The sequence below is a fragment of the Streptomyces sp. NPDC107454 genome (assembly GCF_055582885.1).
Map to the genome: position 1 here is coordinate 336,098 of NZ_JBVJPA010000002.1, position 14,757 is coordinate 350,854.

General features: G+C 69.9%; 16 protein-coding genes. 6 read left to right on the forward strand and 10 right to left on the reverse strand.

Annotated elements, in window-relative coordinates:
- Nucleotides 1-228: 228 nt before the first annotated feature.
- Nucleotides 229-1,659 carry an MFS transporter gene (locus ACZ69M_RS05675; protein WP_470046917.1) on the reverse strand — a complete coding sequence of 477 codons (1,431 nt, stop codon included), beginning with the start codon at nucleotides 1,657-1,659 and terminating at the stop codon, nucleotides 229-231.
- 162 nt (nucleotides 1,660-1,821) lie between these two features.
- Between ACZ69M_RS05675 and ACZ69M_RS05680 the strand changes: the two genes are divergently transcribed.
- Together ACZ69M_RS05680 and ACZ69M_RS05685 are read left to right on the forward strand one after the other, a co-directional pair.
- Nucleotides 1,822-2,475 (forward strand): TetR/AcrR family transcriptional regulator, encoded by a 654-nt coding sequence (locus ACZ69M_RS05680; protein ID WP_470046919.1) that lies wholly within the window; start codon nucleotides 1,822-1,824, stop codon nucleotides 2,473-2,475.
- 22 nt (nucleotides 2,476-2,497) lie between these two features.
- Nucleotides 2,498-2,923, forward strand: coding sequence for a GNAT family N-acetyltransferase (locus tag ACZ69M_RS05685; protein WP_470046921.1), 426 nt, complete (start codon nucleotides 2,498-2,500; stop codon nucleotides 2,921-2,923).
- Between the two features lie 173 nt (nucleotides 2,924-3,096).
- Here ACZ69M_RS05685 and ACZ69M_RS05690 read toward each other — a convergent pair whose 3' ends face one another.
- On the reverse strand, nucleotides 3,097-4,155 hold the full coding sequence (locus ACZ69M_RS05690) for an ABC transporter permease (RefSeq protein WP_470046922.1): 1,059 nt from the start codon (nucleotides 4,153-4,155) through the stop codon (nucleotides 3,097-3,099).
- Between the two features lie 94 nt (nucleotides 4,156-4,249).
- Between ACZ69M_RS05690 and ACZ69M_RS05695 the strand changes: the two genes are divergently transcribed.
- The 3 genes from ACZ69M_RS05695 to ACZ69M_RS05705 all read left to right on the forward strand — a co-directional run bounded on the left by ACZ69M_RS05695 (nucleotide 4,250) and on the right by ACZ69M_RS05705 (nucleotide 6,050).
- Entirely contained in the window at nucleotides 4,250-4,702 is a 453-nt protein-coding gene (locus ACZ69M_RS05695) for a MarR family winged helix-turn-helix transcriptional regulator (RefSeq protein ID WP_470046924.1), read from the forward strand.
- Nucleotides 4,703-4,791: 89 nt separating this feature from the next.
- Nucleotides 4,792-4,965, forward strand: coding sequence for a hypothetical protein (locus ACZ69M_RS05700; RefSeq protein ID WP_470046925.1), 174 nt, complete (start codon nucleotides 4,792-4,794; stop codon nucleotides 4,963-4,965).
- A gap of 110 nt (nucleotides 4,966-5,075) precedes the next feature.
- The gene (locus ACZ69M_RS05705) at nucleotides 5,076-6,050 is read left to right on the forward strand and encodes an NAD(P)-dependent alcohol dehydrogenase (RefSeq protein ID WP_470046927.1); all 975 of its coding nucleotides are present in this window, start codon (nucleotides 5,076-5,078) and stop codon (nucleotides 6,048-6,050) included.
- Nucleotides 6,051-6,219: 169 nt separating this feature from the next.
- Here ACZ69M_RS05705 and ACZ69M_RS05710 read toward each other — a convergent pair whose 3' ends face one another.
- Complete coding sequence (locus ACZ69M_RS05710; protein ID WP_470046928.1) at nucleotides 6,220-6,591, reverse strand: hypothetical protein; 372 nt, start codon at nucleotides 6,589-6,591, stop codon at nucleotides 6,220-6,222.
- An 805-nt stretch (nucleotides 6,592-7,396) separates the two neighbouring features.
- Nucleotides 7,397-7,975: a hypothetical protein gene (locus ACZ69M_RS05715; protein WP_470046930.1), complete on the reverse strand. Its 579-nt coding sequence runs from the start codon at nucleotides 7,973-7,975 to the stop codon at nucleotides 7,397-7,399.
- A gap of 1,364 nt (nucleotides 7,976-9,339) precedes the next feature.
- Between ACZ69M_RS05715 and ACZ69M_RS05720 the strand changes: the two genes are divergently transcribed.
- Entirely contained in the window at nucleotides 9,340-10,392 is a 1,053-nt protein-coding gene (locus ACZ69M_RS05720; RefSeq protein ID WP_470046932.1) for a M12 family metallopeptidase, read from the forward strand.
- Nucleotides 10,393-10,395: 3 nt separating this feature from the next.
- Here ACZ69M_RS05720 and ACZ69M_RS05725 read toward each other — a convergent pair whose 3' ends face one another.
- From ACZ69M_RS05725 to ACZ69M_RS05750, 6 genes are read right to left on the reverse strand one after another with little or no spacing between them, the layout of a single operon-like run.
- Nucleotides 10,396-10,539: a hypothetical protein gene (locus ACZ69M_RS05725; RefSeq protein WP_470046934.1), complete on the reverse strand. Its 144-nt coding sequence runs from the start codon at nucleotides 10,537-10,539 to the stop codon at nucleotides 10,396-10,398.
- A 25-nt stretch (nucleotides 10,540-10,564) separates the two neighbouring features.
- Nucleotides 10,565-11,140 (reverse strand): hypothetical protein, encoded by a 576-nt coding sequence (locus ACZ69M_RS05730; protein WP_470046935.1) that lies wholly within the window; start codon nucleotides 11,138-11,140, stop codon nucleotides 10,565-10,567.
- Nucleotides 11,137-12,534 (reverse strand): hypothetical protein, encoded by a 1,398-nt coding sequence (locus ACZ69M_RS05735; protein ID WP_470046937.1) that lies wholly within the window; start codon nucleotides 12,532-12,534, stop codon nucleotides 11,137-11,139. The genes ACZ69M_RS05730 and ACZ69M_RS05735 overlap by 4 nt, the downstream gene beginning before the upstream one ends.
- Nucleotides 12,531-13,364 carry an ABC transporter ATP-binding protein gene (locus ACZ69M_RS05740; RefSeq protein WP_470046938.1) on the reverse strand — a complete coding sequence of 278 codons (834 nt, stop codon included), beginning with the start codon at nucleotides 13,362-13,364 and terminating at the stop codon, nucleotides 12,531-12,533. Before ACZ69M_RS05740 ends, ACZ69M_RS05735 begins: the two co-directional genes overlap by 4 nt.
- Nucleotides 13,361-14,179 (reverse strand): zf-HC2 domain-containing protein, encoded by an 819-nt coding sequence (locus ACZ69M_RS05745; protein ID WP_470046940.1) that lies wholly within the window; start codon nucleotides 14,177-14,179, stop codon nucleotides 13,361-13,363. Before ACZ69M_RS05745 ends, ACZ69M_RS05740 begins: the two co-directional genes overlap by 4 nt.
- Complete coding sequence (locus ACZ69M_RS05750) at nucleotides 14,176-14,736, reverse strand: RNA polymerase sigma factor (RefSeq protein WP_470046942.1); 561 nt, start codon at nucleotides 14,734-14,736, stop codon at nucleotides 14,176-14,178. Before ACZ69M_RS05750 ends, ACZ69M_RS05745 begins: the two co-directional genes overlap by 4 nt.
- Between the last annotated feature and the right edge of the window lie 21 nt (nucleotides 14,737-14,757).

Here is a 14,757-nt window from a genome sequence, read left to right on the forward strand (position 1 = left end):
GCGCACACCGCGTCGCCGTCGCCGTTGTGAGCGCGCGGCCGATGCCCCAGGTGTCGGCCCTTGTTGTCGAAGTGCTTGCAGAGTGGGACGAGGTACCGGCTCGGACGCTCGGTCTCGACGCGGGCTTCGGCACTGACCATGAACGTCCCTTCGCTGTGCGCAGAGCCGTCGACCGGCCGCCGAGGAGCCGTCGGCCGGCTCGCTGCTCGGTGCTGCCGCGCGGGCGCTTCAGTGCACATGCGGACCGCCGGTCGTCCGTGGCCTGCCGCGCGGTACGAGGAACAGGGCGACGCCCGCGCTCACGGCGGCGACGACGGCGCTGAGTGTGAACGCGTCCGTGAATCCGTCGATCGCGCCGTGCTCGACGCCCGCGGCGGCGACGGTGGACAGGACGGCCACGCCGATCGAACCCCCCACCTCGTGGAAGGTGTTGACGACGCCCGAGGCGAGCCCGGCCTCCTCGTGGGCGACCATGGCAAGCGCCGTGGTGGTGGCGGTGACGAAGACCGCCCCGAGGCCGAGTGAGGCGACGGCGAGGCCCGGCAGCAGGCCGGCGTACACGCTGCCGTCGTGCGACAGCCGGGTCAGCGGCGCGGTGCCCGCCGCCGCGATCAGCATGCCTCCCACGGCGGTCGCCCTGCTGCCGATCCGGCCGACGAGCCTGGATCCGAGGTGGGCGCCGACGGCGGTGGCGACGGCCACGGGCAGGAACACGAGGCCGGTCCCGAGCGGGCTGAAGCCGCGTACATGCTGCAGGTAGACCGAGCCGAGGAAGAAGAACGCGATCAGCAGCGCGGTGGCGATCAGCAGCAGGAACGCGCCCGCGACCACCGGACGGCGGGTGAGCATGCGGAGGTCCATGAGTGGGGCGCCGCCGACCCGTTCGGCCGCGGCGAACGCCCCGTACAGCACGACCGCCGCGAGCAGCGACAGGAGTGTGGCGGCTCCGCTCCAGCCCGTGTCGCCCGCCTTGACCAGGCCGTAGATGAGCGACCCGGTGCCCGCGGTGACCAGCAGCGCGCCGGGCAGATCGAGCCGGGCCGGCCGCGGCGGACGGGCCGGGAGCAGGCCCGGCAGCGTGACGAGGGCGAGGACACCGACCGGCACGTTGATGTAGAAGACCCACTGCCAGCCGGGCCCGTCGGTCAGCGCCCCGCCCAGCAGCACGCCGATGGCGGATCCGGCGCCACCGACGGCGGCCCAGACGCCGAGCGCCTTGTTGCGTTCCGCGCCGTGGAAGCCGGTGGTGACGATCGAGAGGGCGGCCGGGGAGAGCAGGGCGGCTCCGATGCCCTGGGATATCCGCCCGCCGAGCAGCATGGGTGCGCTCGTGGCGAGCCCGGTGACCAGGGACGCGGCGGTGAACACCGCGATCCCGGCGAGGACGGTGCGGTGGGCGCCGAACACGTCGGCGACGCGCCCGCCGAGCAGCATCAGCCCGCCGAAGCACAGGGTGTACGAGGTCACCACCCAGGTCAGCGCCTGCCTGCCGAGGTCGAGGTCGGACGCCATGTCGGGCAGGGCGACGTTCACGACGGTGACGTCCAGGATGAGCATGAACTGGGCCAGGCAGAGCAGGACGAGCATCAGCCAGCGGCGCGGGTCGGCCGGGGGGTGCGAAGCGGACGCGTGGTGCGCGTCAGCGGTGCTGTGCGTCACGACGACTCCTCCAAGCGTGCGATACGGAAGGGGGAAGTGCGGCCGGGCCACGACGAACTCCGTACGAGCCCGGTCATCGGTACGAGCCCGGTGAAGTGAACTGTACGGCTCAGTACATATGAACTCAACCGTTCAGTTCACATGTATCGATAGACTCCCCACATGAGCACGAAGGACGTCAAGCGGCCCCCCACCGGACCGCGTGCCGAGGCAAAGCGACTGGCCATCCTCAAAGCGGCCCGCGAGCTCTTTCTGCGTGAGGGCTTCGACGTGAGTGTCGATCTCATCGCCGCCGCGGCGGGCGTGTCCAAGGTGACGGTCTACAACCACTTCGGCAGCAAGGAAGCCCTGTTCATCGGGGTCGTCAAGGACTCGCTCGACGCCCCGCTCGGCGGCACCCTCACCGGCGCCGTCGCCCGCCTCGCCGACTCGGACGACCTGCGTGAATCGCTCATCGCCGCCGCCCGCGCCTGGGTGGCCGGAATCCGCGCCGACCCGGAGATCCTCGCGTTGCGGAACGTCGTCGCCCGCGAACTGCACCGCTTCCCCGAACTCGGCAGAGGCTGGCACGACGCCGGCCCCGAGCGCCATCACCCCGCCGTCGCGGGAGCACTCCGGCAACTGGTCGCACAGGGCCGGCTCGACGTCCCCGACATCGAGGTGGCCGTGCTCCAGCTCTACTCCCTGCTGGTCTTCCCGTACCTGGTCTTCAGTGCCTACGGCACCGACATCGACGACGATCTCACCGACCGCCTGATCACGGGTGGGGCCGACATGTTCCTGGGCCACTACACCCCGCGTCACACCGAGCCGTAACCGAGCCGTAAGGGGAACCGCCTTGTCCGATCCCAGCGCATACGAGATCCGCCCCGGCGTCCCTTCGGTGCGGGACTACCGCCGGCTCCGCACCCGCGCCGGCCTCAGCGACAAGTCCGACGAGGGCGCGACGGTGGGGCTGGCCCACACCTGGTACGGGGTGCTGGCCGTCCACGGTGGCGATCCGATCGGCATGGGCCGGGTCATCGGCGACGGAGGATGCTTCTTCCAGATCGTCGACATCTGCGTCCTGCCCGAGCACCAGGGCCGCGGACTCGGCCGCCGCATCATGCAGGCCCTGAACGACGAGCTGGAACGCCGCGCGCCGGCACTCTCGTACGTCTCCCTCATGGCCGACGGCGACGCACACCATCTCTACCGGAAGTTCGGGTTCACCGACAGGGCGCCCAAGTCCATCGGGATGGCCCGCTTCATCCGGGCCGACTGAAGGGCACCGCCGTCCGGCGTCGTCCCGGAACCCTCGGCCGGCGGCCCCCTTCTTCATACGGCAGGTTCATCGAGCCTGACGTGCCTCGCCCGATTCCTGGCTGCGCGCCCGCGCTCATTCCGTCACCGTCACCGTCCCCCTCACCGCCACGGCCGGGTGCGGAAGCGCCCCTGTCAGGCCGCTGCGGGCTGGGGCTCGGCCGTGTCCGGCACGCGGCTCACGGCCTCGCGCCGGAAGACGTCCTTGAGGTAGAGCACGGCGGCCGCGCCCAGCACCCACAGCGGGAGGATCACCAGGGCGCGGGCCAGTCCGTCGTCCTGGAATCGGGAGAGCCCCTGCATGGCGCGGACGCCGACCCCGACGGGCAGGATCTCGGACAGCGGGCGCAGCCAGGCGGGGAGGTAGGCGGCGGGCATGATGCCGCCGCTGCTGCTGTTGCCGAGGATCAGCAGCAGGATCGAGGCGAGACTGACGCCGGCCGAGCCGAACAGGCGCAGCAGCACCATGGTCGTGGCGCCGACCGCCGCGCCCATCAGCGCGACGACGAGGGCGAGGGGCAGGAAGGGGCCGGGCAGGGCGCCGAAGCCGGTGCTTCCGGCGATGACGGAGACCAGTACGCCGCCGGCCACGCCGAACAGCGCCAGGCTGGCCATCCGCCAGCGGTACTGGAGGCGGGGGGCGAGCTGGTAGGTGGTCATGCCGAAGAGGTATCCGGCCAGTACCAGGCCGAACGCCGCGTAGAAGACCGACAGTCCCCGGGTGTCCCCCGCCGACGCGGGGGCGACGTCCTCGACGGAGAGGCGGTGGTGTTCCGCGCGGGCCACGGAGCCGAACGCGGTGGTCAGGGTGGCGGTGACGGCGGCTCCGTTGGCACTGCCGTAGAGCAGATCCCCCTTGCCGAGGTAGGCCGCGTAGACGGACCGGTCCTGGACCGCGCGCCGGGCGGCGGATTCGTCGGGGTAGGTCTCCAGGGTGAAGCCGTCCGGGACGGCGTGCGCGAGGTCCTGGCGCAGGCTTGCCTGATGGGTGCCGATCTCCGTGGTGCCCACCCGCAGCTCATGGGGGCGCGGCGCGTGGAAGGCGGCGAGGTAGACGCTGACGAACACGGTGCCGATCAGCAGGACGACCGCCACGGGCACCAGGACGGCGCGCGGGGTCCCGGGGCGCGGCGGCGCATGGGCCACGTCCAGGGCGTGCTTGTGGTGCTGTCGGACGGAGGCGTGCTGGGACATCAGAGGCAGGATCCTCGAAGAATAGGAAGAATAGAAGCCAACTGATAATCTGTTGTACACCACAATCAGCTGCCTTACAAAAGGGGTCCGCCACGTGAAACATCCCGACCGGCGTACGGGCTATGTGGCCTGGCAGATCGGCCAGATCATGGCGACCCGGATCGAGCGCACCCTGCGCCCCTTCCATCTGACCCTCGCCCAGAACAGCGCCCTGGTGCAGGCCGCCTTCGACCCGGGCGTCACCAGCGCGACCGCGGCGCGCCGGGCGGCGATCACCCCCCAGTCCATGGGAACCGCCGTCAACGGGCTGGTCGAGCGGGGGCTCCTGGAACGGCGGACCGCTCCCGGCGACAGACGCACGCACCGTTTGCACGCCACCGAGGCCGGCCTGCGGCTCGCGGCCGAGGCCGGCGCCGCCGTGGACGCCACCCACGCCGAAGCCCTGGAAGTACTCACACCGACGGAGCAGGAACAGGCCCACTCGCTGCTCCTGAAACTCCTGGCGTCACTGAACCCGGCGGCCATGGACGTCGACAGCGCACCCTGAGGAGCCACCGGGCCGAGCACGGCAGTGGCGCCCACGATGTGGGGGGGGCAGGCGCAGTTGGTCACAGACGTGGCGTCGGCATCCACCAGATGCCCGAAACCCCGCATCAGCCGTACCTGTTGTTGTGCGCGTCCGCCCAGGACGCGGAACTCGCCCGGGAGTTCGCCTACGTCATGGTCCAGGGCACCACAGCGGCTATGTTCAGCAGTGGTCCCGGGGCGGGAGACCAGCCCCCGTCGCCGCCTGGTCTGTGCGTCACCTAGGGATTCGCCCCGATGACCGCGCCGAGGTCGCTCGCCTACCGTCATGAGTAGTGCTGAACTTCCGGTCAGCCGATCCCATCCGCATCGAACTCGTATGCCGTGGAGGCCCGATGAAGGCGATCGCCCAGGACCGGTACGGCTCACCTGAGGTCTTGGAACTCAGGGAGGTCGACAAGCCGGTCGTCGCCGACCATGACGTACTGGTTCGAGTCCACGCGGCCGCGGTCAACGCCCGCGACTGGCACCTCATGCGGGGCGACCCGTACCTGGCGCGCCTGGTGCTCGGGTTGAGCGGCCCGAAGACGAAGATCCGGGGCACGGACTTCGCGGGTCGGGTGGAAGCGGTGGGCAGGAACGTGAAGCGGTTCCGTCCCGGTGACGAGGTATTCGGTGAAGTCGACGGGGCCTTCGCCGAGTACGTGTGTGCCCAGGACAACGTGGTGGAACCGAAACCAGCCGGCCTGTCGTTCGAGCAGGCGGCCGCGGTGCCGCTGGCGGGGAACACCGCGCTGATGGGCCTGCGCGACCTGGGACAGGTACAGCCGGGACAGCAGGTACTGGTCAATGGTGCGTCAGGTGGTGTAGGCACCTTCGCCGTACAGATCGCCAAGGCGTTCGGCTCCGAAGTGACCGGCGTGTGCAGTACGAGAAACTTGGAACTGATCCGGTCGATGGGCGCGGATCACCTCATCGACTACACCCGGGAAGACTTCACCCGGAACGGACGGCGGTACGACGTCGTGTTCGACCTGGTGGGGAACCATTCGTTGGCCGAGTGCCGCCGCGCCCTGACACCCACGGGGAGGCTCGTTCTCTCCGGTGGGGGCGTATCCGAAGGCGGGAGTCTTATCGGGCCGATGGGTCTCATCCTCAAGGGGCAAGTGATGTCTCACTTTGTCCACCATCGGCTGCTCATCCTCACGGCGACGCCGAGCAAGGAGAACTTGGCAGCGCTGAGAGAACTCGCCGAGTCCGGGAAACTCACCCCGGTCATCGACCGGACCTACCCGTTGAGTGAAGTACCCGAGGCCATTCGGTACCTCGAAGTGGAGCACGCGCGCTCGAAGGTCGTCATCACCGTGTGACGGCCCGCTGAGCCCCAGCATGTAGCTGAGGCCGCCGCCTCTTCCTCACTCCTCCCGACGCCTGGACCGGTCAGCGGACAGCCATGCGACAGGTACGCGAGCATGCGGCACCGCCGTTCGCGGATTCGAATGTCGCGGTTCCGAATGCGGTCCCCGGGCAGTGGATGGGCTACGGGTTGAGGGTGACCGAGTTGTAGGGCGTCAGGTTGAAGCTCCCGATTTCCTGCACCTTGAGCGCCACGTGGCAGCCAACGCCGTTGTAGCCGGTGCACAGACTCATGCCGGCGCCGCCGTACTGGTTGTTGAAGACGTAATGGTCGCCGTACTGATTGCTCAGGTTGTGGGCGCCGTAGCTCCAGTACACGTTGGTCGGGTGAGGGTCGAGGTACGGGTTGCGGTCCTGGCCCCAGATGCAGACGGCCCCGTACGGGCAACCATTCCAGTCGCCTTCAGCGGGCTTCGCCTGCGCCGCGCCGCACATCGCCACGACGGCTGTCGCCGCGGTCGCCAACGCGGCGAACCCGCGCAAGATTTTGCGCATGTCATTCCCCCTGTGTCTGAACCGGTCGACGGAAAGGACATAACCATCGGCTGCGCGCCGCCGCTCTGACCATCGTTTCGACGGTGCCCGAAAGGGGTTTGGGGCGGCAATGCCGTAGGAGGAAGGTCGCGACGCCGCAGGCCCTGCAACGCAGAGTCCTCCAGCCGACGGGTGAGCAACTGCGCAGGCCTACCGGCTGGAGGCGATGCTGCAGGCTGCAGCCTGAATCAGCGTGATGGGACGGGAAGAAGGTGGGCGGGCGCAGGCGGCACGTCGTGGTGGACTGCCTGGGACTGCTGCTGGTCGTGATGGTCACTGCGGCCGGTGCTGTCCGGCACGCAGGCGTGCCGTCCGTTCCTCGGTCGGGGTGTCTGCCGTCCGGTCGCCGGCCGGCCCCGGCCCGCCCTCTCGAGATTGTCTCGTGCAGCAAGCTCCAGCGCCTCCAGTGTCTCGCCGACGGCCCAACCGGCCCATCGCGACAACCGGCTCTCACGGCCGAGTCCCTCATCAGCTGGAAACCCCGACGCCACTCACCCAAGTGGCGGTACAGCCACCCCTTGCAGACAGTAAGAGATATGAACCGTCACCGACGCTCATCCCGTCGAGCCCCTTGGATCGCGGGCGGTGCCGCCGTGCTGGTCGCCGGTGGCATCGGCGTCGGCGTGTGGGCGACAGTGACGCCCGACCATGAAGCCGCTCGACCCGCGCCGTCGCACGTAACACAGCCCACGTCTACACGCACCCCGAAGCCCAAGCCGACAGCCACGGCTCATCCCCGGCCATCGGCACCCTCGAGCCACCGGCCTCAGCCGACGCCCCACCAGACGGCGACGGCCCCCTCGTCCAAACCGAAACCGAAGCCACCGGCAACACGGCTCCCCGTGCCCACACCGTCGGCGACAGCAGTGCCGAAGCCCACGCCGAAACCGCCTGTACCGTCCGTGCCCAAGCCCAAGCCCACGCCGACACCGACGCCGACGCCGACGCCCAAGCCGACGCCCAAGCCGACGCCCAAGCCGACGCCGACGCCCACCCCCAAGCCCATGCAGCCTCCATCACCCAAACCACCGACAACAGCAACGGCAACACCAACGCCCACACCGGCACTGAGCGCGCTGCTCCCACCCAGGCCCACACCAATACGGCCTTCTGCGCCCAAGCCGCCGACAACAACTCCGAAGCCCGCACCAACGCCGCCCAAGCCCACGTCCACGCCGCCCCCGCCGCCGTCGCCGTCCGTGTCGCCCGTGGCGCCGTCGCCGTCTGTGTCGCCCGTGCCGTCGGTGTCGCCCCCGCCGCCCGTGCCGCCCGTGCCGCCCGTGCCGTCGGTGTCGCCCGTGCCGCCGTCGCCGTCGCCGTCACCCTCGCCGACACGGTGGTACACGAGCGCGGCAGCGACGGCCGCTGCTCAGCGCATGGCCGCCGCAGGAGTGGTCGGCGATCCTGCCTGTTCTCTCGCGGCCGTCGGCGAGCCGGACCCGGCGCAGCTTCCAACGGGCCTCACATCGGTCGGCACCGGGCAGGCCGGCAGCTACTGGTGCCTGATCTGGTAGCGCCCTGGGTCCGGGCCGCTCGAGTCGGCATTCTCGCGCGGCTGGCAACTAATGCGGCAGGACAACCGATCGTGACAGGGACGCGCAATTCCTCGCCCTGCGCCATCAGATCACGGTGCTGGAGCGCCAACTCGGCGCAGGGAGAGTGCGGTTCACTCCGAGCAACCGGACGTTCCCAGCGGCGCTGCTGTGCACGCTGCCCTTGGACGTTGCGCGGAGGTGGCGGCTGCCGGCGCGCCCGGACACGGTGCTGCGTCGGCACCGCGACCTGGTCAGACATCGGTACACGCAGGCGTCCAGGCCGAGGCGCCCAGGCCGGCCGCGCACCGTTCGCTCCGTCCCTGCCCTGGTGTTGCGCCTGGCGCAGGCGAATCCCAACTGGGGGTGTCGGCGCGTCCACGGTGAGCTGCTCGTCCTGCGGGTGAAGGTGGCCGCCTCCACGGTGTGAGAGAGCCGAACCTTGATCTCGAACCAACGCCATCTGCTCCACGCGCTGCGGGAGTTCGCATGGTTCTCCAACGACCATCGGCCCCATCGGGGCATCGCGAACGCCGCCCCATCTACCCATATGCGGCATGATCGGCCACACATGATGAGTCGCTGCGGGGCCGGAAGCAGTTGGACATCCGGACGGTCCTGAACGGGATCGTGTGAACGTTCCATCAAACCGCCGGAGCCCGAAAACACCGTGGTGAACGCGGTTCCCCGGGATGCACTACGGCGAAATCTGGAGCAGCATCGAATCAGGGGCATTGGTTCGAGCGGGATTCGCCGCCTTCAATCACCCGTCGAACGTTCCAGAATCCTGCGCCAGGTCAGGAATGGCCCTTCAATGGTCAATCACTCTCGACCCGGCCGCGTACCAGGAAATGCGGGCATCAGCAGAAACGATGGCGTGTTTCGCGAGCCGGCTGTCGAACTGCCCCAGGACGCAACGGAGAGGAACGTCCGGAGCGGGCCCGACTCGACAGCCCATGAAGACGAGATCCCGCTGGCCATGACGCCAATGCCGCGACGGCGCAGCCGCCTCCCGTCGTGTCGTACCCGTTCGACTCCTGCCTCGGTATCGACTCGACCGGCGCCTGGAAGACGGTGTCGATGCGCCGGCGCGACCCATACGCCTGTCCCGATGGCGTGAACATGGACGCGTGAGCCCCCCGCCCCCGCCCCAAGCAACCAAGTCAGGAACATCACCATGACTGCTCAGCAGGAAAAGGACGCTCAGCGGTACTGCGCCCAACCCCCGCAGAGAATACCCGTGCTGCCCTCGGACCTCAGTCTTCCGCGGACCAGGGCGATACTGGCCAATCATGCGAAGTGGGTGAACGGCACTCAACTGCGCTACAGCTTCCTCGACGGCGCCGACGACGGTGTGTCGAAGGCGTGGTTGACCGAGGTCCACAACGGTTTCGAGGAGTGGGAGCGCCTTGGTATCGGATTGCAGTTCCGTCCCGAGGACAACCCTGCGGACTCGGAGATCCGGATCGCCTTCGCCGACGACGGATCCTGGTCGTACGTCGGCACGGACTGTCTCGGCATCAGCGCCGAAGAAGCCACGATGAACTTCGGATGGGACCCGACGTCGCCCTACGGCAAGGCCACGGTGAGGCACGAGATAGGGCACGCGATCGGTTTCTGCCATGAGCACCAGAATCCTTTCGCCGGCATCGAGTGGGACGAGGAGAAGGTTTACGCGTACATGGCCGGCTCGCCCAATTTCTGGCCACCGGAGACGACCTACCAGAACATCATCCGCAAACTTTCCACGGACCAGGTGAGCGGTTCACAGTGGGACGTAAAATCGATCATGGAATACGGGTTCGGGCCCGGTCTGATCAAGCGACCGGAGGCATATCAGAACGGCATTCCTTCCCCGCTCGAACTGTCCGAGCAGGACAAAGAGTACGTGAGCATGTGGTATCCGCCGCTCGCTCCTCACATGAACGAGTTGAAGCCGTTCCAATCGGCTGTCCTCGGCCTCGGCTCAGGAGAGCAGGCCGATTATGAGGTGATCCCGGAGAAGAGCCAGAAGTACCAGTTCAGCACCTTCGGGGACGCCGATGTGAAGATGGTCCTCTTCGAGGAAGCCGACGGTGAGAACCTGCACTACGTCACCGGCGAGGACGACAGCGGCGAGGACCGCAACGGCCGCTTCGAGGTCAAACTCTTCAAGCAGCGCCGGTATGTCCTCCGTGTCCGGATGTACTCCACGTGGGGTTCCGGGAACGCGTCGGTCATGTACTGGTGACCGTCAGCCGGTCACGGCGAACGTGGTGCCGGCGAAGCAGGAACGGGCGGCCTGCTCCAGGCGCCGCATAGTTCTCTCGCCCGGCGCGTCGGTCTTCCCGGTGAACACGAACCCCACCGGCACGTAGCCTCCGCGATGCGCGCGCATGCGGCACACGACCGCGCTGGGGTCGTCACCGTCTCGGTCCCGCGACGGCGTACGCCGCGGTACCGGCAACCGCTAGGACCAGGGCCGTCCAGGTGCCCGCTGCCGTGCCGGGCGGCAGCAGCATCCAGCTCGCCACCCGCATCGGCGCACTCGTCGGGGGAGGGGCGAAGAACGAGGACGAGAGCCAGGCGAACGGCAGCGTCCAGGCGTACTGGCCGCCCGAGAGCGCCGCGCCCAGGGCGACCAGTCCCATCAGGCCCGCGCTGTCCCGGACGACGAACGCGGTGGTGGCCATGTCCTCGCCCATCGCCTGCACTGTCAGCAGCACCGCGCCCACGACCGCCCCGCAGAGCAGCACGTGCGCCGCTCTGCGGGGCACCCAGCGGATCGCGGCCGTCCGGTCCAGCGCGAGGTCCTGCCCGCTGAGCCCGATCGAGGCGGCCATCGCCCCCGTGGCGAGGGCGAGCACGGGCAGCCGCGGATCACCGGGCCCGCCGCTGCCGTCCCGGGCGAGTGCCCACACCGTCACCGCGCTGATCACGACCGCGGCGAGCGACGCGGGTACCTGACGCGAGCGCGCGTACAGCGTCAGCCATCTCACCGGGACGCACCGCCTTTCAGCGCGGCGAACGCGTCGCCCTCGCAGGAGAGCGCGGCGGCGCGCATCGCGTTGATCCGCGAGAGCTGCTCGGCCCTCGGCAGCGCCTTGAGTTTCTTCCACACCGGGCGGGTCTCGGCGTCGACCTCGCGGCGCATACTCGCCGACAAGGTGCCGGGAAGCGGTCTGAGGTCCCCGAGGACCCAGCCCACCGCGACGGTCTGCGCGAATTCATCTCCTCCGAAGCTGCTCCAGCCGACGGGGGCGCACCCTGGCACCAAGCCTTTGGCGATCAGGGCCCAGGTCAGTTCCTCGCCCTTCGCGGCGGCGATGATGTCGTCGTCGAAGTCGAAGAGCACGGTCTTGCGGGACCAGTGCGGTGTGGAGCCTTGCGGCAGTACGGCGGTGTTCTCCCGGACCGAGACCGGCGCCTGGCCGCCCAGGGCGCCGTGCAGCAGGCGCAGCGCCTCCTTGCCGGGACCCGCGAGGTCGGCGAGCCGCGCCTGCTGCGTCTTCGTCACGCACACCGGGCCGTCGCACACCGGCTCCGCGGCGGCCTGGTCGACGACGTACATCCGGCGCGGGTCGGACGGGAGGACGAGCAGAGCGATCACCGCGCCCGCCAGGACGGGCGTCAGGGCGAGCAGCCGGGCGCGCGGGGTCGCGGCGACCAGCAGCGCGAAGCCGGTCGCGGCCATGCAGAGCAGCCAGATCGTCTGCCCGACGTGCACGGAGGCGGAGAGCGTGACGAGTGCGTCGCGCACCTCGCCCACCGCCGGTGACAGCAGGGAGACCTGGTTCGGCTCCGTGCTCGTGAACCCCGTCGCCGTGGTCGTCTCCGTCCGGCCCAACGACATCTGCATGAGAGCCGTGAACACGAAGGCGCCCATGGCCAGCGCGGGCGGGGTGAGCACGGACGGCAGGGCCCGCCCGGCCCCCATGCCCAGCACGGCCCCCGCGACGAGAGCGAGTGCCCCTACCAGCGAGATCGGCAGCCACCCGACATGGTTGTACTCGGTGTGGGCGACCACCTGGACCGCGCCCACGAGGACGAGGAGCGCGAAGGCCGAGGTCAGCGTGATCGCCGTCGCGCCCGCCAGCGTGCCCGCGCGGTGCCGGGCGGGCCGCGGCGTGCTCGTCAGCAGCTCGGACATCTTCGAGCGGTGGTCGCGCAGTCCCTGCAGCGCTCCGAGCCCCACGGCCAGCGGCCACAGGTAGAACAGCAGGGAGCGGGTCCACAGGGCCATGGGCGTCCACTGGGTCGTCCACGCGGTGGTGCCCGTCCACCACGATCCGGGAATCAGGTAAAGGAACGCCAGTGCCGGCGCCAGGACCATCGCGCCGGCCCACGGGGCGACGGAGCGCTTCAGCTCGATACGCAGGACGCGGACGTTCACCAAGTTCCCCTTCCCTGCTGTGGGTTGAGCAGCAGCGCCGAGTAGCCGCGCTCCAGGGGGCTGTCCCCCACGTGCTCGGGGCCGCCCACCGAGGCCAGCTCGTCCGGAGGGCCCTGGAAGACCAGTCGCCCCTCGGCGATGAGCACGACGTCGGTGCAGGCGGCGGCGACGTCCTCCACCAGATGGGTCGAGACGACCACGCAGGTGTCCGTACCCAACTCCTGCAGCAGCTCGCGGAAACGCAGCCGCTGCGCCGGGTCCAGGCCGACCGTCGGCTCGTCCAGGAGAAGGATCGTCGGGTCGTTGACGATGGCCTGGGCGATGCCGGCCCTGCGCACCATGCCGCCCGACAGGGCCTTCATCCTCTCGTCGGCGCGGTCCGCCAGACCCACCCTCTCCACGGCGCGCTGCACGGCGGCGGGGATGTCCGCCTTGGGCACTTCCTTCAGCCACGCCATGTACTCGACGAACTCGCGCACCGTGAAGCGCTTGTAGTAGCCGAACTCCTGCGGCAGGTAGCCGATACGGCGGCGCAGCGCACGATGCTCGCCCATGCCGCCCGCGGACTCGCCGAGCAGCTCCAGGGTGCCCTCGGTGGGGCGCAGTACGGTGGCCAGCGTCCGGATGAGGGTGGTCTTGCCCGCCCCGTTGGGGCCGAGGAGGCCGTGTACGCCGGTGCCCAGCGACAGGTCGAGCCCGTCGACGGCCATCCGGTTCCTGCCGACCTTGACTTTCAGCCCGGTGGCCTGGATCTGCCAGGCGTAGGCCGTCGGTGCGATGTCGGCCGCGTTCGCCGCGGACATGGTGTGGTGTTCCTTTCCGATGGTCATCGATGGGCTCCCAGCACGGAGTACGCGCCCCTGCGTGCGATCACGACAGCGGTGCCGAGCGCGAGGAGCAGTCCCCACCCGGGCAGGCTGCCCGTCTGCAGGGTGAAGGCCGTGCGGCTGGTGGCCAGGGTCGGCGCCAGGACCGCCGCGGCCCACACGGCCGCCAGCGCGACAGCGGCGCGGGTCACGCCGACGAGACCGCCGAGCGCCAGGGTCGTCGCGGTGAAGGCCAGACAGGGCAGCAGCCACTGTCCGGCCGTCACACCGGTCGTCCATCCGGCCACCAGCAGCGCGGGGACGACCACGGCCAGCACGGACGCGGTGCGCCGGAGCACCAGGTACAGCCCCGCCCTCGGCGCGGAGGCCGTCAGCTCGTACGCCGGGTCCAGGCCGCGCGACCACGACGCCGCGACGCCGAGGACGGGCAGGATCGGGGCGAGCAGCAGCACCAGCGACACCTCGCCGAAGCCGGTGTCGACCAGGTCGAGCAGGAGCGCGAGCAGTGTCACGCTCACGACCATGGCCAGCCACGGCACCATCGTGGGCGTCATCCACCTCGACAGCCACGCCGACCGGCGCCGTCGGCGCGGCATCGTGGCGGTGGCGGCCAGCTGGGGTTCGAGGTCGGCCCATACGGCGCCGACCAGCGCCGCCACGGTGGGCGCCTCGAAGGTGACGGCGGCCGACAGCCGGTCACGACACACCCCGCATGTCTCCAGATGGGCCTCCAGAGCCCAGACCTCGTCGGCGGCGAGGTCCGTGCCGCCGCGTGCGTAAGCGTCGATGATCCGCGTCGACGCGTGTTCCCCGCTCATGCCAGCGCCTTCCGCATCTCGATACGAGCCCGGCGGGCACGGGTCTTGACCGTGCCCTCGGGCAGTCCGAGCAGGACCGCGGTCTCCCGGACGGAAAGCCCGTCGAGCACCATGGCCTGCAGTACCTGTCTGAGTTCCGGCGCGAGGTGCCGCAGTGCGTCGCCGACGTCACCGCCGACGGTCGTCGCGAGTGCCTCCTCCTCGGCGGCGGGCGCCGCGTCGGGGAGAGCGGCGGCCGCGGGCGGCTCGGCGTGGTGGGCTCTGCGCCGGAAGGCGTCCACGAGGCGGCGCGCCGCGATCGTCCACAGCCATCCGGCGGCCGTCCCGCCCGTCGAGGACCCCGCGAACGCCCCCGCCGCGCGCCACACCGCCAGATACGTCTCCTGCATGACCTCGGCGACGATCTGTTCGTCGGCGCAGCGACGGCGCAGCCGCAACGCCATCCACGGCGCGGTACGCCGGTACAACTCCTCGAACGCCGCGCGGTCGCCCCTCGCCACCAGCCGGACGAGCTGTTCCTCGTCCAACGCGCGCGGTGTCTTCCTGACTGATCTCACACCGGCTAGACGCCCGGGCCG

Coding starts and splice junctions, on each gene's coding strand:
- ACZ69M_RS05700 (WP_470046925.1), top strand. CDS start 4,792: ATGCCCGAAACCCCGCATCAGCCGTACCTGTTGTTGTGCGCGTCCGCC.
- ACZ69M_RS05705 (WP_470046927.1), top strand. CDS start 5,076: ATGAAGGCGATCGCCCAGGACCGGTACGGCTCACCTGAGGTCTTGGAA.
- ACZ69M_RS05680 (WP_470046919.1), top strand. CDS start 1,822: ATGAGCACGAAGGACGTCAAGCGGCCCCCCACCGGACCGCGTGCCGAG.
- ACZ69M_RS05710 (WP_470046928.1), bottom strand. CDS start 6,591: ATGCGCAAAATCTTGCGCGGGTTCGCCGCGTTGGCGACCGCGGCGACA.
- ACZ69M_RS05690 (WP_470046922.1), bottom strand. CDS start 4,155: ATGTCCCAGCACGCCTCCGTCCGACAGCACCACAAGCACGCCCTGGAC.
- ACZ69M_RS05740 (WP_470046938.1), bottom strand. CDS start 13,364: ATGACCATCGGAAAGGAACACCACACCATGTCCGCGGCGAACGCGGCC.
- ACZ69M_RS05725 (WP_470046934.1), bottom strand. CDS start 10,539: ATGCGCGCGCATCGCGGAGGCTACGTGCCGGTGGGGTTCGTGTTCACC.
- ACZ69M_RS05720 (WP_470046932.1), top strand. CDS start 9,340: ATGACTGCTCAGCAGGAAAAGGACGCTCAGCGGTACTGCGCCCAACCC.
- ACZ69M_RS05745 (WP_470046940.1), bottom strand. CDS start 14,179: ATGAGCGGGGAACACGCGTCGACGCGGATCATCGACGCTTACGCACGC.